This window comes from Naasia lichenicola, from assembly GCF_004801885.1.
In the GTDB taxonomy this organism is placed as follows: Bacteria; Actinomycetota; Actinomycetes; order Actinomycetales; family Microbacteriaceae; genus Naasia; species Naasia lichenicola.
This window is the reverse complement of record NZ_SSSM01000001.1, coordinates 773,430-797,537: the sequence shown is the minus strand read 5'-3', so window position 1 is coordinate 797,537 and position 24,108 is coordinate 773,430. Positions and strand designations below refer to the sequence as shown.

The following is a 24,108-nucleotide window of genomic DNA, read 5'->3' as shown; positions in this document are numbered from 1 at the left end:
GGGGGGATCGGGCATGGCGATCTCACGCGGTCGTACTCCCGGCCGCACAGGTGGCGGGAGCACCGGACGCCGCTCCGTGCGGCGGCGGGCCGCCATGGCGATGGTCCTCATCGCCCTCTTCGTCGGCCTGTTCGCCGTTCGCCTGTTCGACCTGCAGGTGGTCCAGGCGCAGACCCTCAACGCCGCGGCGGAGGACAACCGCTCCGTCCCGCTGAAGATCCTCGGCATGCGCGGCGACATCTACGACGCCACCGGGGTCGTGCTCGCCCACAGCGTGCTCCGCTATGACATCACCGCGTCGCCCAAGGCCGCGGTCGGTCCGAGCGCGACGCCCGAGATCGCCGCAGCCAAGCTCGCCGAGACGCGGGCCGACGCGACGCGGATCGCCGCGATCACCGGCCAGAATCCCGACGACATCGTCGCCGCGCTCACCGATGCGGTCGCCGCCGACTCGGCGGCGGACTACGCCTACGTCGTCAAGCAGGTCGACGTGGAGACCTTCGAGGCCATCAAGGCGCTCGACATCCCGTGGGTCTACTACGAGGCCCATCCCGCCCGCACCTACCCCGACGGGGCGGTCGCGGGCAACCTCGTCGGCTACGTCGGCGCAGCCAACGAGGCGCAGGCGGGCGTCGAGCTCTCGGAGGACTCGTGCCTCGCCGCGTCGGACGGCACCGAGACGTACGAGCGCAGCGAGGACGGGGTGCGCATCCCGGGCAGCACCGTCGAGACGGTCGCCGCCGTCGACGGCAGCGACGTCGTGCTCACCATCGACGCGGATCTGCAGTGGTTCGTCCAGCAGACCCTGGCGAAGTACGCGCAGGAGTACGGCGCCGGCTGGGGCACAGTCGTCGTGCAGGAGGTCCGCACCGGCAAGCTGCTCGCCGTCGCGGACTATCCCTCCGTCGACCCCAACAACGTCGACGCGACCGCGGCATCGGATGCCGGATCCCGGGCCTTCACCGCGCCGTTCGAACCGGGGTCCACCTTCAAGACCCTGACGGCGGCCTCGCTGATCGATTCGGGCCAGGCGACCCCCTTGAGCCACGTCCTGGCGCCGTACCGGATCACCGACGACGGCGTCGACATCAACGACTCCGAATCGCACGGCACCTGGAGGCTCACCCTCACCGGCGTGCTCAAGGAGTCGAGCAACACCGGCATGTCGCGCCTCGGACAGCTGCTCAGCCCGCAGCAGCGCCTGGACTACATGACCGCCTTCCACCTCGGCACGACCTCGGAGGTCGGCTTCCCGGGCGAGGAGCCCGGCTACCTCGGCGACAACGCTCCCGACTGGAACGCGCAGACCGATTACGCCACGACCTTCGGCCAGGGCCTCACGACCACGGCCATCCAGACCGCCAGCATCTACCAGGCCATTGGCAACGGGGGAGTGCGGATGCCGGTCTCCCTCGTCTCCGGCTGCCGGGCCGCGGACGGCACGATCACGGACGCCCCGGCGACCGCCGGCAGCCAGGTCGTGTCCCCGCAGGCGGCCCGCGAGACGGTCGACATGCTCGAGAACGTGGCCACCAAGGGCTGGCTCGCCAGCCGCATCGCCATCCCCGGCTACCGCATCGCCACCAAGACCGGCACCGCCCAGCACTCCGACGGCAACGGCGACTACGCGGACACCTTCAACGTCTCGCTCGCCGGCCTCGCGCCCGCGGAGGACCCCCAGTACGTCGTCTCGGTCAGCCTCGGCGACCCGGTTAGGATGAACAACTCAGGCGCGACCGCGCCGATCTTCCGGGAGGTGATGGCACAGGTGCTCAAGCAGTTCCAGGTGATCCCGTCCGGTTCCAGCTCGCCGGACATCGACACCGACTGGTGACCGCAACCCTCCGCCCCGAGCACCCGGTGCCGCGTTCGCTGGCCCGGCTGGTCGACGACTTCGGACTGTCCGCCGACGGCGATGTCGACGACCTCGAGGTCACCGGCGTCACGATCGACTCCCGTGACGTCGCGCCCGGCGACCTGTACGTCGGACTCAAGGGCGCCCGCGTGCACGGCGCGAGCTTCGCCGAGCGGGCCCGAGAGTCGGGCGCCGTCGCGGTGCTCACCGACGAGGCGGGAGTGGAGTTCGCGGCCGCAAGCGGGCTTCCCATCGTCGTCACCGCCGACCCCCGCGCCGCCCTCGGCGACATCTCGGCGTGGGTCTACCGCAGCACCGAGCGGCCGCCGCTGCTCTTCGCGGTCACCGGCACCAACGGCAAGACGAGCGTCGTCTACCTGCTCGACGCCGTGCTCCGCCAGCTCGGCGTGAGCACCGGGCTGAGCTCGACCGCCGAGCGCCGCGTCGGCGACCACGCGGTCACCAGCGGACTCACCACCCCAGAGGCCACCGAGCTGCACGCCCTGCTCGCCCGGATGCGCGAGTCGGAGGTGCGGGCGGCCGCCATCGAGGTGTCCGCGCAGGCCATGAGCCGCGCCCGCGTCGACGGCATCGTCTTCGACGTCGCCGGCTTCACCAACCTCAGTCACGACCATCTCGACGACTACGCCGACATGGAGGAGTACTTCGCCGCCAAGCAGGTGCTCTTCGATCCGGATCGCGCCCGCCGGGCCGTCGTCTCCATCGACACCACCTGGGGCCGACGGATCGCCGACGAGTCGCGCATCCCGGTCACCACGCTGGCATCCGGCGGGCCGTCGTCGACGGTCGGCGCCGCGAACGGCGCTGCCGACTGGACCCTCACCGTCGGGCACGAGGACCGCCTCGAGACCGAGTTCACCATCACCGGCCCCGGCGGCCAGAGCCTCACCACGACCATTCCGCTGTTCGGCTGGTACATGGCCGCGAACGCCGCACTGGCGCTCGTGATGCTCGTCGAGGGCGGCTTCGAGCTCGCCGCCATCGATCACGCCCTGCAGCGCGACGGCGGCATCGACGTCTACATCCCGGGCCGCGCCGAACGCGTCTCGGGCGAGCAGGGACCCGCGGTCTACATTGACTACGGGCACACGCCCGACGCGTTCCTCAACACCCTCGACGCACTCCGTGCGCTCACGCCGGGCCGGATCATCATGGTGTTCGGCGCGGACGGCGACAGGGACAAGACCAAGCGGGACGACATGGGCAGCATCGCCGCCCGCGGCGCCGACGTCGTCGTCGTGACCGACTTCCATCCGCGCTACGAGGACCCGGCGGCGATCCGTGCCACCCTCGTGAGGGCGGCCCGGCGTGCGGTGCCCGACGGGGAGCTCTACGAGATCCCCGATCCCCGCACCGCGCTGCGGCATGCGGTGTCGCTGGCGGCACCGGGGGACTCGATCCTCTACGCGGGACCGGGGCACGAGGACTATCAGGAGATCGAAGGCGTGAAGTACGAGTACTCGGCACGGGATGACGCGCGGCTGGCGCTGCGCGAAGCGGGCTGGGACACCGACTCGTGATCGCGCTGACCCTCGCCGAGATCGCGGACGCCGTCTCGGGCAGATTCCTCCCGTCGGGCTCCGACGCGACCACTGAGACGATCGTCGACGGCCCCGTGGACACCGACTCCCGCGAGATGGTGCCCGGAGGGATCTTCGTCGCCAAGCCCGGCGAGGTCACCGACGGGCACCTCTTCGCCGACGCGGCCGTCTCGAACGGCGCGGCGCTGCTGATCGTCGAGCGCGAGCTCGACCTGCCCGTGCCGCAGATCGTGGTGCCCGACGCGGTCGCCGCCCTCGGCGCCCTCGCGACCTTCGTCGTGGCGCGGGTCCGTGCTCTCGGCCGGCTCAAGGTCGTCGCGGTCACGGGATCCAACGGCAAGACGACGACCAAGAACCTGCTGAAGACGATCCTCGAGCGCCGCGGCGAGACGGTGTCGGCGCGCGAGTCGTTCAACAACGAGGTGGGCGCTCCGCTCACCATGCTGAAGGTCACCGAGCAGACCGACTTCCTGGCCGCCGAGATGGGCGCCAGTGGGATCGGCGAGATCAGCCGGCTCATCCGGATGGTCCGCCCCGATGTCGGCATCGTGCTCACCGTCGGCCTCGCCCACGCCGGCGAGTTCGGCGGCATCGAGTCGACTCTGCGGGCCAAGACCGAGATGGTCCAGGATCTGCTGCCCGAGGACGTCGCCGTGATCAACCTCGACGACTCCCGTGTCGCAGGGATGGCGGCCGCGACCTCGGCGCGGGTGCTCACCTTCGGCCGCAGCGCCGCGGCTCAGGTGCGGGCGGACGACGTTGAATCCGATGCGACGGGCACGAGCTTCACTCTGCTGCTCCCGGACGACGAGCCGCGGCCCGTCCGCTTCGGCGTGCTGGGCGAGCACCACGTCACCAATGCGCTGGCGGCCGCTGCCGCGACCTGGGCGCTGGGCGTGCCGGGGGACGACATCGTGGCCGGGCTCGAGAGCGTCACCCGCGCCGAGCGCTGGCGGATGGAGGTGCTCCAGGGCCTCGACGTGACCGTCATCAACGACGCGTACAACGCGAGCCCCGACTCCATGGCCGCGGCGCTCAAGACGCTGGCTCAGATCACCCGCGGTCAGGGACGCGCCGTCGCCGTGCTCGGAGAGATGAGCGAGCTCGGCGAGCTGTCGGGTGAGGAGCACGACCGGATCGGGCTCCTCGCCGTGCGCCTCAACATCGACCAGCTCGTCGTCGTCGGCACGGGAGCCAAGCGCCTGCAGCTCGCCGCCGAGGCGCAGGGCTCGTGGGACGGCGAATCCGTCTGGGTCGAGACGCCCGACGAGGCCTACGAGCTGCTCGAGCAGACGCTCCGATCCGGCGACACCGTCCTGGTGAAATCGTCGAACTCGGCGCGGCTCCGCTTTCTCGGCGACCGACTGGGAGAATTGGCCTCGTGCAGGCGCTTCTGACCGCGGGGACCGTCGCTCTGGCGTTCTCGCTGTTCATGACCCCCGTCTTCATCCGGATCTTCAAGCGGTTGCACTGGGGACAGTTCATCCGCGACGACGGACCCGTCACCCACCACGCCAAGCACGGCACGCCGACCATGGGCGGACTGGTCGTCATCCTCGCGACGGTGATCGGCTACTTCGTCGGCAACCTGACCGCCGGCGAGAGCATCCAGATCTCGGGCCTGCTGGTGCTGTTCATGATGGTCGGGCTCGGTCTCGTCGGCTTCATCGACGACTTCCTGAAGACCCGCAATCAGCGCAGCCTCGGCCTCGGCGGCTGGGCGAAGATCGCCGGTCAGGTGATCGTCGCGACGGCCTTCGCGCTGCTCGCCCTGCAGTTCCCGAACGATGACGGGCTCACTCCGGCGAGCACCGCGATCTCACTGTTCCGGGACACTCGGTTCGACTTCGTGCTCCTCTTCGGCGCGATCGCCGGCGTGGTCGTCTACGTCATCTGGATCGCCGCGATCACCACGAGCACCTCGAACGGCGTCAACATCGCCGACGGCCTCGACGGCCTGGCCGCCGGATCGTCGATCTTCGCCATCGGGTCGTACATCGTGATCGGCTTCTGGCAGAACAACCAGTACCGCTTCTCCGAGAACCTCGATCCCGACGTCGTCTTCAAGGCGTACTTCGTGCGGGATCCGCTCGACCTCGCGATCGTGGCGGCGGCGATCGTTGGCGCGCTGATCGGCTTCCTCTGGTGGAACACGTCGCCCGCTCAGATCTTCCTGGGCGACACCGGCTCGCTCGGCCTGGGCGGCGCCCTCGCCTCCCTCGCGGTGCTCAGCCGCACCGAGCTCCTGCTCATCCCGATCGGCGGCCTGTTCGTCATCGTCGCCGGCTCCGTGATCCTGCAGCGGGCCTACTTCAAGATCAGCCGAGGCAAACGCATCTTCCTGATGAGTCCGCTGCATCATCACTTCGAGCTCAAGGGCTGGGCGGAGGTGACGGTGGTGGTGCGCTTCTGGATCATCGCCGGCCTGCTCGTGGCTGCCGGCGTCGGTGCCTTCTACCTGGAGTGGCTGAGCCGTGGTCCCGCAGCCTGATCAGGCTGCGCACCGACTGGACGGCCTGACCAGCTGGCGCGCGGACTGGGCAGGGCTGCGCGTGGTCGTGCTCGGACTCGGGATGACCGGGTTCTCGGTCGCCGACACCCTCGTCGAGCTCGGCTGCGAGGTGCTCGTGATCGCCGATCGTGCCACTCCCGAACGCACGCGGCTGCTCGAGGTGATCGGCGGCTCCCTCGTGCTCGATCCCGACGGCGCGACCGGGCCAGACGCCTTCGAGGACTTCGGGCCCGACCTCGTCGTCGTCTCGCCCGGCTATCACCCCGACCACCCGCTGCTCGCTCTCGCGGTCGATCGGGGCGTCGCGATCTGGGGCGACATCGAGCTCGCCTGGCGGGTGCGCGACAAGGTCGTGCGCGAGCAGACGGGCGAGCCCGCCGAGTGGGTCCTGGTGACCGGGACCAACGGCAAGACCACGACCGTCGGGCTCACCGTCGCGATGCTCCGCGCGGACGGCCGCCGCGCCGCCGCCTGCGGCAACATCGGCATCCCCGTCCTCGACGTCGTGCGCGACCCCAGCGGCTTCGACGTGCTCGTGGTCGAGCTCTCCAGCTACCAGCTGCACTGGATGGAGCCCGGCCCGGGGCGGGTGGCCCCGTGGGCCAGCGTCTGCCTCAACATCGCCGACGACCACCTCGACTGGCACGGCTCCGCCGACGCCTACGCGGCGGCGAAGGCCAAGGTCTACGAGGGCACCAAGGTCGCCTGCGTCTACAACATCTCCGATCCGGCGACCATGCGGATGGTCGAGGACGCCGATGTCGTCGATGGTGCGCGGGCGATCGGATTCAGCCTCGGCCCGCCCGGACGCAGCGAGTTCGGCATCGTCGACGGCATCCTCTGCGACCGCGCCTTCCTCGAGGACCGGATGAACACCGCCTTCGAGCTGACCACCGTGCACGAGCTCCGCGACGCGGGCCTCGGCGCGCCGCACGTGGTCGCGAACATCCTCGCCGCGAGCGCGCTCGCCCGTTCGCTCGACGTCGCCCCTCTCGTGATCCGCGATGCGCTGGCCGCCTTCTCCCTGGACCCGCATCGGATCGAGCTGGTCGCGGAGCGCGACGGGATCCGCTGGATCGACGACTCCAAGGCGACGAACGCGCACGCCGCGGATGCCTCTCTCGGGGCCTTCCCCTCCGTCGTCTGGGTGGTGGGCGGACTGCTCAAGGGCGTCGACATCGGCGCGATGGTGGCGGCCCGCAAGGAGCGGCTGCGCGCCGCGATCGTGATCGGCGTCGACCGCGCTCCGGTGCTCGAGGCGTTCGCGCGACACGCGCCCGACGTGCCCCTCCTCGAAGTCGAGGCGGGTCAGACTGAATCGATCATGCCGACCGTCGCCCGTCTGGCGGCCGGTGTCGCCCAGACCGGCGACGTGGTCCTGCTCGCCCCAGCAGCCGCTTCGATGGACCAGTTCACCGACTACGGCGACCGGGGCAGCCGGTTCGCGGCAGCCGTTCGAGACCTGCTGGCCTGACCCGCCGGGCTGGGTCCGGCCCGAGTCCGCTCGCCGGAGCCCATCCGATCCGCTTCGGCTCGGCCAGAAGATCCAGGAGAGGCAGCGCATGACCCGCACTCCTCCCGCGCCGCCTCGGGCCCGTCCCGATGGGCCGGACCTGCAGACGCCCGGCATCCGAGACGTGCAGCTGTCGACGGTCGGTCCGGAGTCCTCGACGGATCGCGAGACGTCGGACGTCGACGCGCGACCCGCGGGCTTCCGCGCCAGGATCGCACTGCCCGCCGCTCTGGCCGCGGACTCCAGCACCTACGTCCTGCTGGGCGGCACGACCCTCTTCCTCGTGGCGTTCGGCCTCGTGATGGTGCTGTCCTCGTCATCGGTCGAATCGCTCGCCAGCGGCAACACCTTCTTCGCAGCCGTCCTCACGCAGGGCATGGCCGCGGCACTCGGACTGCCGCTCATGCTCATCGCGTCCCGAGCGCCCACCCTGCTGTACCGCCGGATCGCCCCCTTCGCGATGCTCGTCGCCATGATCTTCCAGCTGCTCGTCTTCACCCCGCTCGGCTTCGGCTACGGCGGCAACCGCAACTGGCTCTCGCTCGGCGTCACCGACGTCCAGCCCTCGGAGTTCGCGAAGCTCGCTATCATCCTCTGGCTCGCCTCCACCCTGGCCTGGCACCAGCAGCGCCCGCACGGACCCGTCAAGCTGCTGATCAGGATCTCGCCCGTGCTGGTCCTGATCGGATTGGTCCTGGCGGGCAAGGACCTCGGCACCGTCATCGTCATGATGGCGATCACCTTCAGCGCCCTGCTCATCGCCGGGGTGCGCAAGCGCTATCTCGCCACCGCTCTCGTCGCGGCCGGCGCGCTCGCGGTGATCTTCTCGCGGCTGAGCGAATCCCGGATCAAGCGCATCGACTCGTGGCTCAACGGCTGCTCCAATTCGGCCGACTACCTCGACACCTGCTGGCAGGTCATCCACGGCCAGTGGGCCCTCGCAGCCGGGGGAGTGCTCGGCGTCGGGCTCGGCAACTCGAAGGCCAAGTGGTCCTGGCTGCCCGAGGCCGACAACGACTTCATCTTCGCGGTGATCGGCGAGGAGCTCGGCCTCATCGGCGCGGTCGTCGTGCTCGCCCTCTTCGTCGTGCTCGCGGTCGGGTTCGTGCGGACGATCGGCGGCACGTCCGACGGCTTCGCGCGCGTCGCCACCGGCGGGATCATGGGCTGGGTGCTCACCCAGGCCCTGCTCAACATCGGAGTGGTCCTCGGCATCTTCCCGGTGCTGGGCGTGCCGCTCCCGCTCATCTCATCAGGAGGGTCGTCACTGGTGTCCACCATGGTCGCCATCGGGATCGCGCTGTCCTTCGCGCGCCGGCTGCCGAGCAGGCTCGACGACCTGCCCCTGCCCGGTGCGGGCGGCGCTCTCCGCGCGTCCGGACCGATCCCGGGCGGTCGCCGATGACCACCTGGCTCCTCGCCGGCGGGGGAACCGCCGGGCATGTCAATCCGCTCCTCGCCGTGGCGGACACCATCCGCCGCCGCGCTCCCGAGGACACCGTGCTGGTGCTCGGGACCCAGGAGGGACTCGAGTCGCGCCTCGTTCCGGCGCGCGGCTACGAGCTGGTCGTGATCCCGCGTCTTCCGTTCCCCCGACGGCCGAACGGGGCAGCGCTGCGCTTCGCGCCCGCCTTCCAGCGCACGGTCGCCGCGGTCACCGAGACGATCACCGCGCGCGGCGTCGAACGCGTCGTCGGCTTCGGCGGCTACGCGGCCGCTCCCGGCTATCTCGCCGCTCGTCGCGCCCGCGTTCCGCTCGCGCTGCACGAGGCCAATGCCAAGCCGGGGATCGCCAACCGCCTCGGCAGCCGGCTCACCGCGGCCGTCGGAGTCGCGTTCCCCGGAACGCCGCTGCGAGGCGCACAGGTCGTCGGGATGCCGCTTCGCCGCGAGATCGAGACCCTCGACCGCGCCGCGAGCAGGGCCGAGGCGCTGGAGTACTTCGGGCTCGACCCCGAACGCCCCGTGCTGCTCGTCACCGGCGGATCGCTCGGCGCCCGTCGGATCAACGCGACGGTCGTCGGCTCCGCCGCTGCGCTGCTCGCGGCCGGCTGGAGCGTCCTGCACATCGTCGGCGGCAAGTCAGAGGTGAGCGATCCGAATCTCCCGCACTATCGGATGCTCGACTACTGCGACCGGATGGAGCTCGCGCTCTCCGCCGCCGACGCCGCGGTCTCCCGAGCGGGAGCCGCCACGGTGAGCGAGCTGACCGCGCTCGGCATCGCCGCCGTCTACGTGCCCTACCCCGTCGGCAACGGCGAGCAGCGCTTCAACGCCCGCGGAGTCATCGATGCGGGCGGGGGAGTGATCGTCGACGACGCGGCCTTCCTGCCCGGCTGGGTCGACAGCACCCTCGTGCCCCTGCTCGCCGATCGGCCCCGGATCGCCGCGATGGCCCGCGCCGCGGAATCGGTCGGTGTGCTCGACGGCGCGGACCGGATGACCGACCTCGCCCAGAGCGCGCGGGTCGGCTGATGCACTCGACCGCGGAACTAGGTTAGAGCGATGCCCCTCAAGCCCGACCCCTCCGTCCGCCTGCCCGAGACCATCGGCGCCGTGCACTTCATCGGCGTCGGCGGGTCCGGGATGAGCGGGATCGCCCGCATGTTCCTCGAGGCCGGGCACGCCGTCAGTGGCTCCGACAAGGCGGACGGCCCCTACCTCGACGGGCTGCGCGAGGCGGGCGCGGCCATCTCGGTGGGCCACGACGCAGCCCATGTCAGCGGGCTCTCCGCCGCGGCGCACGACGTCATCGTGGTCACCAGCGCGCTGTGGGTGGACAACCCCGAATACGTCTGGGCCAAGGAGCACGGCATCCTCGTGCTCCACCGCTCGCAGGCGCTCGCCTGGCTGGCCCGCGGCAAGCGGCTCGTCTCCGTCGCCGGCGCGCACGGCAAGACGACATCGGGCGGGATGCTCATCACGGCGCTGCTCGAGCTCGGCGCCGACCCCAGCTTCGTCAACGGCGGGGTGATCTCGTCCATCGGCCGCAGCGCGGGCACCGGCGCCAGCGACCTCTTCGTCCTCGAGGCGGACGAGTCGGATGGATCGTTCCTGTTCTACGAGACCTCCGTGGCGCTGATCACCAACGTCGACTCCGATCACCTCGAGCACTACGGCAGCGTCGGCGCGTTCGATGCGGCGTTCGGGATCTTCGCCGACCGGGCCTCCGAGTTCGTCGTGCTGTCCTCCGACGACTCGGGCGCGCAGCGGATCGCCGAGCTGATCACCAACCGACGCGTGGTGACGTTCGGCGAGAGCGCCGATGCCGACGCCCGGGTGCACGACATCGGCGCCGGCCCGACCGGCGTGGACTTCAGCATCGACTGGAGCGGCGTGAGCTACCCGGTCTCCCTCGCGGTCGCCGGCAGGCACAACGCCATCAACGCCGCGGGCGTCTTCACCGTCCTCGTCGGCATGGGGTTCGACGAGGCGGAGGTCGCACGCTCCCTGTCCGCGTTCGGCGGCACGAAGCGCCGCTTCGAGTTCAAGGGCGAGGAGCGCGGCGTGCGGGTCTACGACGACTATGCGCACCACCCCTCCGAGGCCGCGGCCGCCCTGGCCACCGCCCGCTCGGTGGTGGGGGAGGGACGCGTGATCGCGGTGCATCAGCCGCACCTGTTCAGCCGCACCCAGCTGATGTCGGCCCAGTTCGCCAGCGTGTACGAGGAACTGGCCGACTTCACGATCGTGCTCGACGTCGACGGCGCCCGCGAGGATCCGATCCCCGGGGTGAGCGGCGAATTCGTCTCACGCGAGTTCGTCGACCAGTCGAAGGTCGCCTTCCTGCCCGACTGGACCGAGGCGGCCGCCCGCGCCGCGGAGATCGCCCGCGAGGGTGACATCGTCATGACGCTCAGCTGCGGCGACGTCTACAAGATCGTGCCTCAGGTGCTGCGCTCCCTGTCGACGGTGCCCGCCGGCGGATGACCGAGTCGGAACTCGGCGGGGACGGGGGCGGGGACGGGGGAGACGGCACGGAGATCGACGCCGGCACGATCGATGGGGACGATCCGGGCGCTGCGCGTCAGGCCCCGCGCCGCGGGAAGTCGGGGACAGAAGGTCAGGGCCGCGATTCCGGCACCGGAGACACGGGCCCCGTGCGCGAACGGCAGCAGCAGGCGGCGGAGAGGCTCGCCAGCCAGGTGCAGGCGATCCGGCAGCGCACCGCCGACAAGGCGGAGGCCGAGGCCCAGGCGGCTGCCGACTCCCGCGCCGATGCCGCTGTCGCCCAGGCGGCGGCGGAGGCCAAGCGGTCACGACGCCCGGCCGCGGGGTCGTCCACCACCCCCGCCTTCTCGTCGAAGTCCTCGCCGCTGCCCGCTCCGACCCGCAGCCGACCGGATGGCGGGCTCGACGACGGCGCCACGGCGATCGTCACGGCTCGATCGGGCGGCTCGGCAGCCCGCGCCGCTGCGCCGACCAGGCCGCCTGCGGCGTCCGCTGCGCCGCCTGCCACGCCGTCGACCGCTACGCGGACAACCGCTGCGCCGTCGCCTTCGTTCGTTCCGCCGCCCTCTGCTGCTGCCCCTGCTGTCTCGACCGCGAGCTCTTCCCCGCGTGCGCCGGTGCGCTCCACGGCGTCGGCACCTGCTCGGAACGACGCTCTGCCGCCACCGCCGTCGAAGGCCCCGTCGACGGCCCCGTCGACGGCTGCGCCGTCCACGCCTGCGCGTGCTCAGAAGCGCGAATCAGCGCCGTCGCCTGCGCCCGGGGACGTCGAGACCGAGGTGGTCGCCGAACCGCTGCCGAAGGCGGGCCGCGCTTCCGGTCGGTCGCCGAAGCCGCCCACCATCCGCGCCGCGCGGTCACGCGGACGAACTGCCGCATCATCCTCCGCGACTCGTTCCTCAGCTCCCACCGATGACACATCGGCGACGACCCGCCAGCTCGATGGGCCCGAGACGGCGTCCGCCGACGAGGACGCGACAGAGGTCCTCGTCGAACGGCCGACGGTGCGGCCCGCTGATCGTCGTACGCCTGCTGCCTCGCCGCCGCCTCGCGTGCTCGCCCCCGACCCTACCTCCGACCCCGCCGCGGACGCCGATGCAGACGCCACCGAGCGCCTGGACGGACCGTCCACGGATGTCGGCGCGCTGACCGACCGCGAGGTGAGGGCATCGCTTCGAGCCGCCTCGCGCGCCCGCCGCCGAGTGGAACGGGGTGAGGTCCGACGCTTCACGCACACGGCCCGCCGTCGTCGCGCCATCGTGCTCGCGCTGACCGGTGCCGTCACGGCCGTTCTGGCGGTCGTCGCGATCAGCACGTTCTCTCCGGTGTTCGCGCTGCGCACCGTCGCGGTGGAGGGAGCCGCGCGGCTCTCCGCCACGGAGGTCGAGGCCGTGCTCGACGATCAGCTCGGCACGCCCATGCCGCTCCTCGACCGGTCGACGATCGCCGCCGACCTGGCCGGATTCCCGATCATCCGCAGCTACGTGCTCGAGAGCCGTCTGCCCGACACGCTCGTCGTCCGCGTGGTCGAGCGCACTCCCATCGGCGCCGTGCAGACCGCAGCCGGCTACGAGCTGGTCGATGCGACCGGGGTCACCGTGCAGACGACCGGCGAGCGACCGGCCGGCTTCCCGCTCATCCGACTCGAATCCGCCGGCAGCACCGGGACGACCGCGGTCGATCGGACCTCTGTCGGCTTCACGGCGGCGTCCTCCGTGCTGGCCGCGCTGCCTGTCGAGCTGCTCGGCCAGCTGGACTCGATCACCGCCCGGACGGTCGACGACGTGACGCTGCAGCTGAACACCGGCCAGCGCGTGGTCTGGGGGAGCGCCTCCGACTCCGCGACGAAGGCGGAGCACCTGACGGCCCTGCTGGCCCAGCACCCGACGACGGTGACCGAGTACGACGTCAGCTCCCCGGGCGTCGGGATCATCCGCTGACCGGTCCGGATCATGTGCACGAAAGCGGACGGATGTGCACGGAATTCCGTGCACATCGGGCAGGAACGTACACATGGAGGAGGGGAGGGCGCGACACACCACCCGCTCTTGGGGGACGTCGTCGGTCGGGGCGCGTAGCGTCAGCGGTGGGGGAAATGCATACCCGGCATAACTATAACCCTCAACTCAAACTTTAGGGTTATCGCTCCTTTCAGGTGCATACAGCGGAGGCCGCAATGACGAACAACCAGAACTACCTGGCCGTGATCAAGGTCGTCGGCGTCGGCGGCGGCGGCGTGAATGCGGTCAACCGCATGATCGAGCTCGGATTGCGCGGCGTCGAGTTCGTCGCCATCAACACCGACGCTCAGGCCCTGCTGCTCAGCGACGCCGACGTCAAGCTCGACGTCGGCCGCGAGCTCACCCGCGGACTCGGCGCAGGAGCCGACCCCGAGGTCGGGCGTCGTGCCGCCGAGGACCACGCCGAGGAGATCGAGGAGGCGCTCGCCGGCGCCGACATGGTCTTCGTCACCGCGGGGGAGGGCGGCGGAACCGGAACCGGCGGCGCCCCCGTCGTCGCCCGAATCGCCAAGGCCATCGGCGCGCTGACCATCGGCGTCGTGACCAAGCCGTTCAGCTTCGAGGGCAAGCGCCGTCAGTCGCAGGCCGAGCGCGGGGTCGACGCGCTGAAGAACGAGGTCGACACCCTCATCGTCGTTCCCAACGACCGACTGCTGGAGATCAGCGACCGCGGCATCAGCATCATGGAGGCCTTCCAGACGGCCGACCAGGTGCTGCTCGCCGGCGTCCAGGGCATCACCGACCTGATCACGACCCCCGGACTGATCAACCTCGACTTCGCCGACGTCAAGTCGGTCATGCAGGGCGCGGGCTCGGCCCTCATGGGCATCGGCTCGGCGCGCGGCGCCGATCGCGCCATCAAGGCCGCCGAGCTCGCCGTCGCATCGCCCCTGCTCGAAGCGAGCATCGACGGAGCGCACGGCGTGCTGCTGTCCATCCAGGGCGGATCGAACCTCGGCATCTTCGAGATCAATGACGCGGCCAAGCTCGTCCAGGAGGCCGTGCACCCCGAGGCCAACATCATCTTCGGCGCCGTCATCGACGACACCCTCGGCGACGAGGTCCGGGTGACGGTCATCGCGGCCGGCTTCGACGGCGGAGAGCCGCACCAGCAGCAGCACCGCGACGGTCGGCGCACCAACTTCGTCGAGTCCGCGTCGCCCGCCAGCACCGCTGCGGTCGCCGTCGCCACGGCCAACGCGCTCGCCGGAACCAACCTCACCGCTCCCGTGCTGACCGGTGCCGTCGCCTCGGGCCAGGGCAACGGCGGCTCGTCCAACGCGAGCAACCCCGACCCGGGCACGGGTTCGCAGGAGTGGGCGGCCGTCGCAGACGTCACCACCCTCACTCAGACCACCGAGATGGATCACGGCTACGACGAGGACGACAACGACCTCGACATCCCCGACTTCCTCAAGTAAGCAGGCACGGGAGTTGGAGCCCAGAAGCGTCGCCTTCGGAGATCGCGCGTCAGGCGCCCCTCTCCGGGATGACAGGATTCTGAGGTGACAGATCCCACCGCGCTGGCCGAGAGGCTGGCAGAGGTCCAGGAGCGGATCGCGCAGAGCGCGGTCCGCTCCGGCCGTTCCGCCGACGAGCTCACCCTCATCGTGATCACCAAGTTCCACCCCGTCGAGCTGGTGCGCGACCTCATCGACCTCGGCGTGCGGGACTTCGGTGAGAACCGCCACCAGGAGGCGCGCCAGAAGGCCGCCGAACTCGCCGCCGACCCCACGACGCCCGACGACCTCAGATGGCACTTCGTCGGGCAGCTGCAGACCAAGAAGGCCCGACAGGTCCGCGAGTACGCCTCCGTCATCCACTCAGTCGACCGGCCCGAGCTGGCCGACGCGCTCGGAAGGCGCACCTCCGATCGCGGCTCCGTGGAGGACGACACGCGGACGGACGTGTTCCTCCAGATCGACCTCGATGAGAGGTCCTCAGCTGACCCCAGTAGGGGTGGCGTGGCTCCCGCGGATCTGGCCGCGCTGACCGAGCGGATCGTCGCATCCGAGTCGCTCCGACTGCTCGGGCCGATGGCCGTGGCGCCGCTCGGAATGGAGCCGATCCGCGCGTTCATGCGGCTCCGGGAGCTCGCCGAGCAGATCCGCGCCGTCTCGCCCTCCTCGAGGTTCATCTCGGCGGGCATGTCCGGCGACTTCGAAACGGCCATCGAGGTCGGGGCGACACACCTCAGGGTCGGGACAGCCATTACCGGGTCCCGCCCGGCGCTCCCTTAATCTCGGGGAACACGCCACCCGGAGGAACCAGCTTCATGTCCAATCCCATCAAAAAGACGATGGTCTACCTCGGTCTCGCCGACGACGAGTACTACGACGACGAGCCCGATATCCCCGCCGCCCCCGCGGCGCCTCAGGCGGTGGCGCCGCTTCAACAGCGGGCTACCGTCACCGCGCTGCCCAAGCGAACGTCCCGCTCGGCACCTCCCGCCGAGATGAACGAGATCCTCACCGTCCACCCGCGTCAGTACCGCGACGCGCAGTCCATCGCGGAGAGCTTCCGCGACGGCATCCCGGTGATCATCAACCTCTCGCAGATGTCGGAGGCCGACGCCCGTCGGCTCATCGACTTCGCGAGCGGCCTCTCGCAAGGGCTGTTCGGAAAGATCGAGCGGGTCACCAACAAGGTGTTCCTGCTGTCGCCCGCCCACATCAACATCTCAGGAGACACGAACCCGGCCGACCCCGACCTCGACTAGCCCGCCTCGACCCGGCATCGCCCCCGCGATGCCACCGCGCCTCACGGGGCACCGTCCCTCTTCCCCGTCGGACAGCCCAACAGTCCGGTCGCCGTTTCCCCGACCGAGCTCCGCAGCATCAGCACCACCCCGCAGTACCGGCATCACCCGCTTCACGAACGAACAGCGCACGAGCAGTCCCGACAGGCAGTGACCGCGCTGAGCACCCCCTCCATTCCTGGAGACCCGCACCACCCGCACCACAAAATCCCCCCGACTTCCGGATGACGCAGGGCTGACGAGTCCCGCCGAATCCGAAGAGACGGGAAGGGCTGACGAGCCCTTCCCGTCTTCCTTCCCGACCACCGAACCGACCTCCGGCCCGTCGTGCTCCCGTCCTCCTCCTTCGGGCCTCGACTCGGTGCCGTTTGCCGCTTCCGGCGAGCGCTGTCCGGATCGCACCTGGTGAGCCCCGGATAATGGGCGGGTGACCTCAAGTGCGCTGGCGACCGTCGGCCTCATCCTCTACTTCGTGCTGCTGATCTACTTCTTCACGATGTGGGCCCGCTTCGTCCTCGACCTCGTGCAGGGGCTCTCGCGCGGCTGGCGCCCCCGTGGCGCCCTCCTCGTCGTCGCCGAGTACACCTACACCGTGACCGATCCGCCGATCCGATTCTTCCGCCGCCTCATACCGCCGCTGCGGGTCGGGCCGCTGTCGCTCGACTTCGGCTGGAGCCTCACGATGCTGCTCGTCATCATCGGCATGTACGCGGTCTCCTTCCTCCAGTGAGCCCGCGTGCGGCGCGCCCGGCACGATGATTTGTCGCCTCAATCCGTCGGCACTCAGGGCCGCTCCGATATCGTGTTCCTACGCGACCGCGGCCAAGGCGGATGATGTTCGAGAGACGGGGAGTCTCGCGAGGGGCAATCATCCGACGGCCGGATAGCGTCGCACCATCCCAACTTCATCCATTTCCTGCACTCATTCCCGCTTCCGAGCGAGTTCTTTCTAAGGTGGCAACATGGCCCTCACGCCAGAAGACGTCGTCAACAAGCGATTCCAGCCGACCAAGTTCCGTGAGGGGTATGACCAGGACGAGGTCGACGACTTCCTCGATGAGGTCGTCGTCGAGCTGCGCCGTCTCAACCAGGAGAACGAAGACCTCCGTCAGCGCCTGATCGCCAGCGAGTCCCGCATCGCCGAGCTGCAGCGCAGCGGCGGCGGCGGACCCGCCCCCATCACCGCCGAGCAGCCGGGAGCGCACATGCAGCCCGCCCCCGCACCGGCCGCCCTCCCGTACCCGACCGCCCAGGTCGACGCGAGCGCCATCGATCCCTCCAACACCAACAACCTCCTCCAGCTGGCCCGTCGCCTGCACGAGGAGCACGTCCGCGAGGGAATCGAGAAGCGCGACGCGCTCATCGCCGAGGGACACGCCACGGCGGCCCGCGTCGTCGCCGAGGCAGAGGCCAAGCAGCGTTCGCAGATCTCCTCGCTCGATCAGGAGCGCGCCCTGCTCGAGCACCGCATCGACGAGCTGCGCAGCTTCGAGCGCGAATACCGCCAGAAGCTCAAGGGCTACATCGAGGGGCAGCTGCGCGACCTCGACGCCTCCAACATCAACACGACCGGCAACTACGGCAACATGAACGTCAGTCAGCCGCAGAGCTACCAGGCCTTTGGGTCCTGAGGACGGCGCCGCTCCCGACGACGGCGGCGAGAGCCGCGACCCGATGAGCACGAGCCCGGTGGGCGACAGCTCTCTGGACAGCAGCCCCGCAGGCAGCAGCCCCGACACCGGATCCGGTGCCGGGGCTTCGGCTGTCCCCGGCGGCGATCCGGATCCAGCGGGCGGTTCGACCCGCACACGCGTCAGCCTTCGAGCCCTGCTCGTCGTCGCCCTCGTCGCGGTCGCCCTCTATGGTGCCGACCAGCTGAGCAAGGCGTGGGTGGTCGCCAATCTGGAGCCCGGCGTGCGCACCCCGGTTCTCGGCGAGATCCTGCAGTTCTTCTTCGTGCGCAACTCGGGCGCGGCCTTCTCGCTGGCGAGCGGATCCACCTGGATCTTCTCGATCATCGCCACCGCCGTCGCCGTGTTCATCATCTGGTTCGCGCGTCGGATCCGCTCCACCGGCTGGGCGGTCCTGTTCGGGCTGCTCCTCGGCGGCACCACGGGAAACCTGACGGATCGCCTGTTCCGCGATCCGGGCTTCGGCGTCGGGCATGTCGTGGACTTCATCAGCATCTACGGCTTCCCCGCGATCTTCAACGTCGCGGACATGGCCATCGTCGCCAGCATGGGCCTGTTCATCCTGCTCACCCTCCGCGGGATCGGGCTCGACGGCACTAGGGCCGCATCGACCCGTCGGCACCGCGGCGACGGCCCATCGGCGGCGAAGAGCGGCGCAGGCACGGGTGGAGCGCCGGAGCGCGCCGTCAGCCCCGAACAGCCGACCTCCGACGGCGTCTGAGATGGCAGAGGTCACCTCGTCGCGCAGCTTCCCGGTGCCCGACGGCCTCGAGGGCGAGCGGGTCGACGCGGGGCTCGCGAAGCTGCTCGGCTTCTCCCGCACCGTCTCGGCGGAGATCGCCGAGACCGGGGGAGTGCAGCTCGACGGCCGGGTCGTCGGCAAGTCGGATCGGCTGTCCGCCGGCTCCTGGCTCGAGGTGGAGTGGGTGGAGAAGCGGGCCGTGCAGATCGAGCCCATCGCCGTGCCCGACCTCGGCATCGTCTACGACGACGATGACATCGTCGTGATCGACAAGCCCGTCGGCGTCGCCGCGCATCCGTCGCCGGGCTGGACCGGTCCGACCGTGCTCGGCGCTCTGGCCGCCGCCGGCTTCCGGATCAGCACCTCGGGCGCCGCCGAGCGCGCCGGGATCGTGCACCGGCTCGATGCCGGAACGAGCGGGCTGATGGTCGTCGCCAAGAGCGAGCACGCCTACACCTTCCTCAAGCGCGCCTTCAAGGAGCGCGAGGTGGAGAAGATCTACCACGCGGTGGTGCAGGGACACCCCGATCCGACGGCAGGAACCATCGACGCGCCCATCGGACGCCACCCGCGATCCGACTGGAAGTTCGCGGTCACGGCCGACGGCAAGCCCTCGGTCACCCACTACGAGACGCTCGAGGCGTTCCGCGCGGCGACGCTGCTCGAGATCCACCTCGAGACCGGTCGCACGCATCAGATCAGGGTGCACATGGCCGCGCATCGTCACCCGTGCGTCGGCGACGCGATGTACGGCGCCGATCCCCGGCTGTCGGAGCGGCTGGGGCTCACGCGGCAGTGGCTGCACGCCATGCGACTCGGCTTCGAGCACCCGTCGACGGGGGAGCGGGTGCTCTTCGAGAGCACCTACCCTGCCGACCTGCGACACGCCCTGACCGTCCTCGAATCCGACTGAGCACTTCCACCGTTCAGGCGATTCTGGGATTTCGAACACGGATCAGGCGATTCTCACCTGATCCGTCGTCGAACGCCTGAACCGTGATAATCGACGCGCCGATGACGGTCGGAGGGGCCGCCGTCGGTGTCCGCGGCCCCGATTAGACTGCCCAGACTCCACCCGAACCCGACCCGTCCGCGTGCGCCCGAACACGCTCCCGTCGAGAGGAACCGCTGCTCCGTGGCCACCGGCACCGACTCGTTCGTCCACCTGCACGTCCACACCGAGTACTCCATGCTCGACGGCGCGGCCCGGGTGAAACCCCTGATCGATGCCGCAGTAGAGCAGGGCATGCCCGCCGTCGCGATGACGGATCACGGCAATGTGTTCGGCGCGTTCGACTTCTGGAAGACCGCCAAGGCCGCCGGCATCAAGCCCATCATCGGCACGGAGGCCTACCTCACTCCCGGCACAGCCCGTGGCGACAAGACGCGCATCCGCTGGGGCAACGGCGGCGAGGACGACGTGTCGGGTGCGGGCGCCTACACGCACATGACCCTGTTGTCCTCGACGACCCAGGGCATGCACAACCTGTTCCGCCTCTCGAGCCGCGCGTCGCTCGAGGGCTACTACTTCAAGCCCCGGATGGACCGCGAGCTGCTCAGCCAGTACTCCGACGGCCTGATCGCCACCACCGGCTGCCCGAGCGGCGAGATCCAGACCCGCCTCCGGCTCGGCCAGTACGAGGAGGCCAAGAAGGCGGCCTCCGACTATCGCGACATCTTCGGCCGGGAGAACTTCTTCGCCGAGATCATGGATCACGGCCTCGGCATCGAGAAGCGCGTGATGTCCGACGTCATCCGACTCGCCAAGGACCTCGACCTGCCGCTGGTCGCCACGAACGACCTGCACTACACGCATGCCCACGACTCGACCTCGCACGCGGCGCTGCTCTGCGTCCAGTCGGGCACCACGCTCGACGACCCGAACCGGTTCAAGTTCGACGCGGACGAGTTCTACCTCAAGTCCGCCGACCAGATGCGCCACCTGTTCCGCGACCACCCCGAGGCCTGCGACAACACGCTGCTCATCGCCGAGCGCTGCGACGTCGAGTTCGACCAGGACGCGAACTACATGCCGCGGTTCCCCTGCCCGGAGGGCGAGAACGAGGACACCTGGCTGATCAAGGAGGTCGAGAAGGGGCTGCAGTACCGCTATCCCGACGGAATCTCCGCCGAGGTGCGCGCCCGGGCCGAGTACGAGACCCGGGTCATCCTGCAGATGGGCTTCCCCGGCTACTTCCTCGTCGTCGCCGACTTCATCAACTGGTCGAAGAACAACGGCATCCGAGTGGGACCGGGGCGTGGATCGGGTGCCGGCTCGATGGTCGCCTACGCCATGCGGATCACCGATCTCGACCCGCTGCAGCACGGCCTGATCTTCGAGCGCTTCCTCAACCCCGACCGCGTCTCGATGCCCGACTTCGACGTCGACTTCGACGAGCGCCGTCGCGGCGAGGTCATCAAGTACGTGACCGAGAAGTACGGCAGCGACCGCGTCGCCCAGATCGTCACCTACGGCACGATCAAGGCCAAGCAGGCGCTCAAGGACAGCTCGCGCGTGCTCGGCTTCCCGTTCGGGATGGGCGACAAGCTCACCAAGGCCATGCCGCCCGCGATCATGGGCAAGGACATCCCGCTCACCGGCGTCTTCGACAAGAGCCACGAGCGCTACAAGGAGGCCATCGACCTCCGAACCGTCATCGAGACCGACTCCGATGCGAAGACCGTGTTCGACACCGCCCTCGGCCTCGAGAACCTCAAGCGCCAGTGGGGCGTGCACGCGGCCGGCGTCATCATGTCGAGCGAGCCGCTCGTCGACATCATCCCGATCATGAAGCGGGAGCAGGACGGCCAGATCGTCACCCAGTTCGACTACCCGGCCTGCGAGTCGTTGGGCCTGATCAAGATGGACTTCCTGGGGCTGCGCAACCTCACGATCATCGACGACGCGCTCGACAACATCCAGGCAAACCGCGGCCTCCGGCCCGACCTCGAGCACCTCGAGCTCACCGACCTCGACACCTTCGCGCTGCTCGCCCGCGGTGACACCCTCGGCGTCTTCCAGTTCGACGGCGGACCGATGCGCGCCCTGCTGCGCATGATGAAACCCGACAACTTCGAGGACATCTCCGCCGTCGGCGCGCTGTACCGACCGGGCCCGATGGGCGCCAACTCCCACACGAACTACGCCCTGCGCAAGAACAGGCTGCAGGAGATCGTGCCGATCCACCCCGAGCTGGAGGAGCCGCTCCAGGAGGTGCTCGGCACCACCTACGGGCTGATCGTGTACCAGGAGCAGGTCATGTCGATCGCCCAGGTGCTGGCCGGCTACTCGCTCGGCCAGGCCGACCTCCTGCGTCGCGCCATGGGCAAGAAGAAGAAGTCCGAGCTCGACAAGCAGTTCGAGGGCTTCAAGGGCGGCATGAACGCCAACGGCTACTCCGACGCCGCGGTCAAGACGCTGTGGGACATCCTGCTGCCGTTCTCCGACTACGCCTTCAACAAGGCGCACTCGGCCGCCTACGGGGTGCTCAGCTACTGGACCGCCTACCTCAAGGCGCACTACCCGGCCGAGTACATGGCCGCCCTGCTGACGAGCGTCGGCGACGCCCGCGACAAGCTCGCGATCTATCTCAACGAGTGCCGCCGGATGAAGATCCAGGTGCTCCCGCCCGACGTCAACGAGTCGATCGGCTTCTTCGCGGCCGTCGGCGACGACATCCGGTTCGGCCTCGGCGCCGTCCGCAACGTCGGCTTCAACGTGGTCGAGCAGATCAGGATCGCTCGCGAGGAGAAGGGCGCCTTCACCTCGTTCCATGACTTCCTGCGCAAGGTGCCGCTCGTCGTGGCCAACAAGCGCACCGTCGAATCGCTGATCAAGGCGGGCGCCTTCGACTCGCTCGGCGCCACCCGCCGCGGACTGCTCGAGATCCACGAGGACGCGGTCGAGGCGGCCGTCTCGATCAAGCGCAATGAGGCGAACGGCCAGGTCGACCTGTTCGGCGGCGTCTTCGACTTCGAGGACGAGCCCGACAAGGTGCCCGACCGCCCCGAGTGGGCCAAGAAGGACAAGCTCGCCTTCGAGCGCGAGATGCTCGGCCTCTACGTCTCCGATCACCCGCTCGCCGGGCTCGAGCTGCAGCTGGCCAAGCACGCCAGCAGCAACATCACCGACGTGCTGGCGGGCGAGACGGTCTCCGACGGAGAGACGGTCACCATCGCCGGGCTCGTCACCGAGGTCCAGCACCGCACGGCCAAGAACTCGGGCAATCAGTACGGGATGGTCGAGGTCGAGGACTTCGGCGGCACGATCACGGTCATGTTCATGGGCAAGGCGTACCAGGAGTTCGCGCCGGCCCTCGCCACCGACACCGTGGTGGTCGTCCGCGGCCGGGTGAGCCAGCGCGAGGACAGCATGAACCTCCACGCGTACAGCCTGTCGACGCCCGACATGGGAACAGGCCTCGGATCAGGGCATCTGACTCTCTCACTGCAGGACACGCGTGCCACGACCGACACCGTCAAGGCGCTCGGCGACGTCCTCATCCGGCACAGCGGGAACACCGAGGTGCGCCTGCAGCTGCTCGGCTCGGGCAACATGCGGGTCTTCGAGCTGCCCTACCGCGTCGACGTCTCCGCCGACCTCTACGGGGAGCTCAAGTCCCTCCTGGGCCCGGGCTGCCTGGGCTGAGGGGTGCGCGCCGGTCAACGACGCTTCTCCGGTTCGACCGGTCTCGAGACGGCCGTGAACGGCCTCCTCGACCAACGTCTGTGGCTGGGTGAATCGAGGCCGGTGATTCGCTCAGGCCCCCTCGTTGGTCGAGGAGTGCCGTCTACGGCGCGTCTCGAGACCGGTTGCCGAGTCCATGACGATGGCCGCTGGCGAGGGTTCGGCCGGTCTCGAGACGGGCGCGGGGCGCCCTCCTCGACCACCGAAAGGTGGCCACCCGTATCGAGGCCCTCGGGCGTCAGTCCAGCGGCCGCGGAGCGTGGTACGCGCGCTCGTGGTAGAGCAGCGGGGCGTCGTCCTCGCCGAGCGCTCCCTCTTCGATCTGCACCACGATCACCGCGTTGTTCTCCACCGGGACCCGTGCCACGATGCGACCCGCCATCCACGCGGTGGCGCCGTCGATGATCGGCAGGCCGTGCGGGCCCTCGTGCCAGTGGTCGCCGAGGAATCGCTCCTCTGCGGGGCCGGCGAGCTTCTGGGCGAGGTGCCGGCTGCGGGCGCCGAGCATGTGGATCGCCACCCACTCGGTGTTCTCGATCGCTCCGAACGTGCTCGCGATCCGCGCCATGTTGAAGCTCGCGAGCGGCGGGACCGCGGCGAGGGATGCCAGCGAGGTGGCGGTGAAGCCGACGGGCGTGCCGTCGGTGTCGCGTGCGGTCACGATGGACACCCCGGCGGCGTGCCGTCGGAAGGCCTGTTTGAAGGCGGCGACGTCGTCGGCCGCGAAAGTCTCGTTCATGTTCCTCGAAGTCAGCGTCGTTCGGGCCGTCCCTATTCCGTGCGGCTCCTCAAGCGTGTCAGATGCGCCGGTCCCGC

The 24,108-nt window shown here is 69.8% G+C and carries 19 protein-coding genes; 17 read left to right on the top strand and 2 right to left on the bottom strand.

The genetic code is table 11. The annotated features are described in order from the left end of the window. Window positions 1-13: 13 nt before the first annotated feature. The 8 genes from E6C64_RS03780 (at window position 14) to murC (ending at window position 11,372) form a co-directional block, all read left to right on the top strand. Complete coding sequence (locus E6C64_RS03780) at window positions 14-1,834, top strand: peptidoglycan D,D-transpeptidase FtsI family protein (protein WP_136426249.1); 1,821 nt, start codon at window positions 14-16, stop codon at window positions 1,832-1,834. Next, on the top strand, window positions 1,831-3,396 hold the full coding sequence (locus tag E6C64_RS03775) for a Mur ligase family protein (RefSeq protein ID WP_233255437.1): 1,566 nt from the start codon (window positions 1,831-1,833) through the stop codon (window positions 3,394-3,396). The genes E6C64_RS03780 and E6C64_RS03775 overlap by 4 nt, the downstream gene beginning before the upstream one ends. After that, entirely contained in the window at window positions 3,393-4,814 is a 1,422-nt protein-coding gene (locus tag E6C64_RS03770) for a UDP-N-acetylmuramoyl-tripeptide--D-alanyl-D-alanine ligase (RefSeq protein WP_136426247.1), read from the top strand. Before E6C64_RS03775 ends, E6C64_RS03770 begins: the two co-directional genes overlap by 4 nt. Beyond that, window positions 4,799-5,908: a phospho-N-acetylmuramoyl-pentapeptide-transferase gene (gene mraY / locus E6C64_RS03765; RefSeq protein WP_136426246.1), complete on the top strand. Its 1,110-nt coding sequence runs from the start codon at window positions 4,799-4,801 to the stop codon at window positions 5,906-5,908. Before E6C64_RS03770 ends, mraY begins: the two co-directional genes overlap by 16 nt. Then, a complete protein-coding gene (gene murD, locus E6C64_RS03760) occupies window positions 5,892-7,403 on the top strand; it encodes a UDP-N-acetylmuramoyl-L-alanine--D-glutamate ligase (protein ID WP_136426245.1) in 1,512 nt (503 codons plus the stop codon). The genes mraY and murD overlap by 17 nt, the downstream gene beginning before the upstream one ends. Window positions 7,404-7,491: 88 nt before the next feature. Then, window positions 7,492-8,847: an FtsW/RodA/SpoVE family cell cycle protein gene (locus E6C64_RS03755; protein ID WP_136426244.1), complete on the top strand. Its 1,356-nt coding sequence runs from the start codon at window positions 7,492-7,494 to the stop codon at window positions 8,845-8,847. After that, complete coding sequence (locus tag E6C64_RS03750; RefSeq protein WP_136426243.1) at window positions 8,844-9,917, top strand: UDP-N-acetylglucosamine--N-acetylmuramyl-(pentapeptide) pyrophosphoryl-undecaprenol N-acetylglucosamine transferase; 1,074 nt, start codon at window positions 8,844-8,846, stop codon at window positions 9,915-9,917. The genes E6C64_RS03755 and E6C64_RS03750 overlap by 4 nt, the downstream gene beginning before the upstream one ends. A 30-nt stretch (window positions 9,918-9,947) precedes the next feature. Then, the gene (gene murC, locus E6C64_RS03745) at window positions 9,948-11,372 is read left to right on the top strand and encodes a UDP-N-acetylmuramate--L-alanine ligase (RefSeq protein WP_136426242.1); all 1,425 of its coding nucleotides are present in this window, start codon (window positions 9,948-9,950) and stop codon (window positions 11,370-11,372) included. 133 nt (window positions 11,373-11,505) lie between these two features. Here murC and E6C64_RS18885 read toward each other — a convergent pair whose 3' ends face one another. Then, window positions 11,506-12,108: a hypothetical protein gene (locus tag E6C64_RS18885; protein ID WP_158437731.1), complete on the bottom strand. Its 603-nt coding sequence runs from the start codon at window positions 12,106-12,108 to the stop codon at window positions 11,506-11,508. Window positions 12,109-12,445: 337 nt separating this feature from the next. Here E6C64_RS18885 and E6C64_RS18880 point away from each other — a divergent pair, with 337 nt between their 5' ends. The 9 genes from E6C64_RS18880 to dnaE all read left to right on the top strand — a co-directional run bounded on the left by E6C64_RS18880 (window position 12,446) and on the right by dnaE (window position 23,253). Continuing rightward, complete coding sequence (locus tag E6C64_RS18880; protein WP_158437730.1) at window positions 12,446-13,333, top strand: cell division protein FtsQ/DivIB; 888 nt, start codon at window positions 12,446-12,448, stop codon at window positions 13,331-13,333. 236 nt (window positions 13,334-13,569) lie between these two features. Then, window positions 13,570-14,835: a cell division protein FtsZ gene (gene ftsZ / locus E6C64_RS03735; protein ID WP_136426240.1), complete on the top strand. Its 1,266-nt coding sequence runs from the start codon at window positions 13,570-13,572 to the stop codon at window positions 14,833-14,835. 84 nt (window positions 14,836-14,919) lie between these two features. Next, entirely contained in the window at window positions 14,920-15,654 is a 735-nt protein-coding gene (locus E6C64_RS03730) for a YggS family pyridoxal phosphate-dependent enzyme (RefSeq protein WP_136426239.1), read from the top strand. A gap of 35 nt (window positions 15,655-15,689) precedes the next feature. Further along, on the top strand, window positions 15,690-16,133 hold the full coding sequence (locus E6C64_RS03725; protein WP_136426238.1) for a cell division protein SepF: 444 nt from the start codon (window positions 15,690-15,692) through the stop codon (window positions 16,131-16,133). 481 nt (window positions 16,134-16,614) lie between these two features. Further along, the gene (locus E6C64_RS03720) at window positions 16,615-16,902 is read left to right on the top strand and encodes a YggT family protein (protein ID WP_136426410.1); all 288 of its coding nucleotides are present in this window, start codon (window positions 16,615-16,617) and stop codon (window positions 16,900-16,902) included. Window positions 16,903-17,134: 232 nt separating this feature from the next. Next, window positions 17,135-17,803, top strand: a complete 669-nt coding sequence (locus tag E6C64_RS03715; RefSeq protein ID WP_136426237.1) for a DivIVA domain-containing protein — start codon at window positions 17,135-17,137, stop codon at window positions 17,801-17,803. Between the two features lie 43 nt (window positions 17,804-17,846). Beyond that, window positions 17,847-18,584: a signal peptidase II gene (lspA, locus tag E6C64_RS03710; protein WP_199240941.1), complete on the top strand. Its 738-nt coding sequence runs from the start codon at window positions 17,847-17,849 to the stop codon at window positions 18,582-18,584. Between the two features lies 1 nt (window position 18,585). Further along, window positions 18,586-19,518 carry an RluA family pseudouridine synthase gene (locus tag E6C64_RS03705; RefSeq protein ID WP_136426236.1) on the top strand — a complete coding sequence of 311 codons (933 nt, stop codon included), beginning with the start codon at window positions 18,586-18,588 and terminating at the stop codon, window positions 19,516-19,518. Window positions 19,519-19,740: 222 nt separating this feature from the next. Beyond that, window positions 19,741-23,253: a DNA polymerase III subunit alpha gene (gene dnaE, locus E6C64_RS03700; protein WP_136426235.1), complete on the top strand. Its 3,513-nt coding sequence runs from the start codon at window positions 19,741-19,743 to the stop codon at window positions 23,251-23,253. Window positions 23,254-23,530: 277 nt separating this feature from the next. On the opposite strand, the gene E6C64_RS03695 is transcribed toward dnaE, so the two are convergent. Further along, window positions 23,531-24,031, bottom strand: coding sequence for a flavin reductase family protein (locus E6C64_RS03695; RefSeq protein WP_136426234.1), 501 nt, complete (start codon window positions 24,029-24,031; stop codon window positions 23,531-23,533). Window positions 24,032-24,108: the final 77 nt, after the last annotated feature.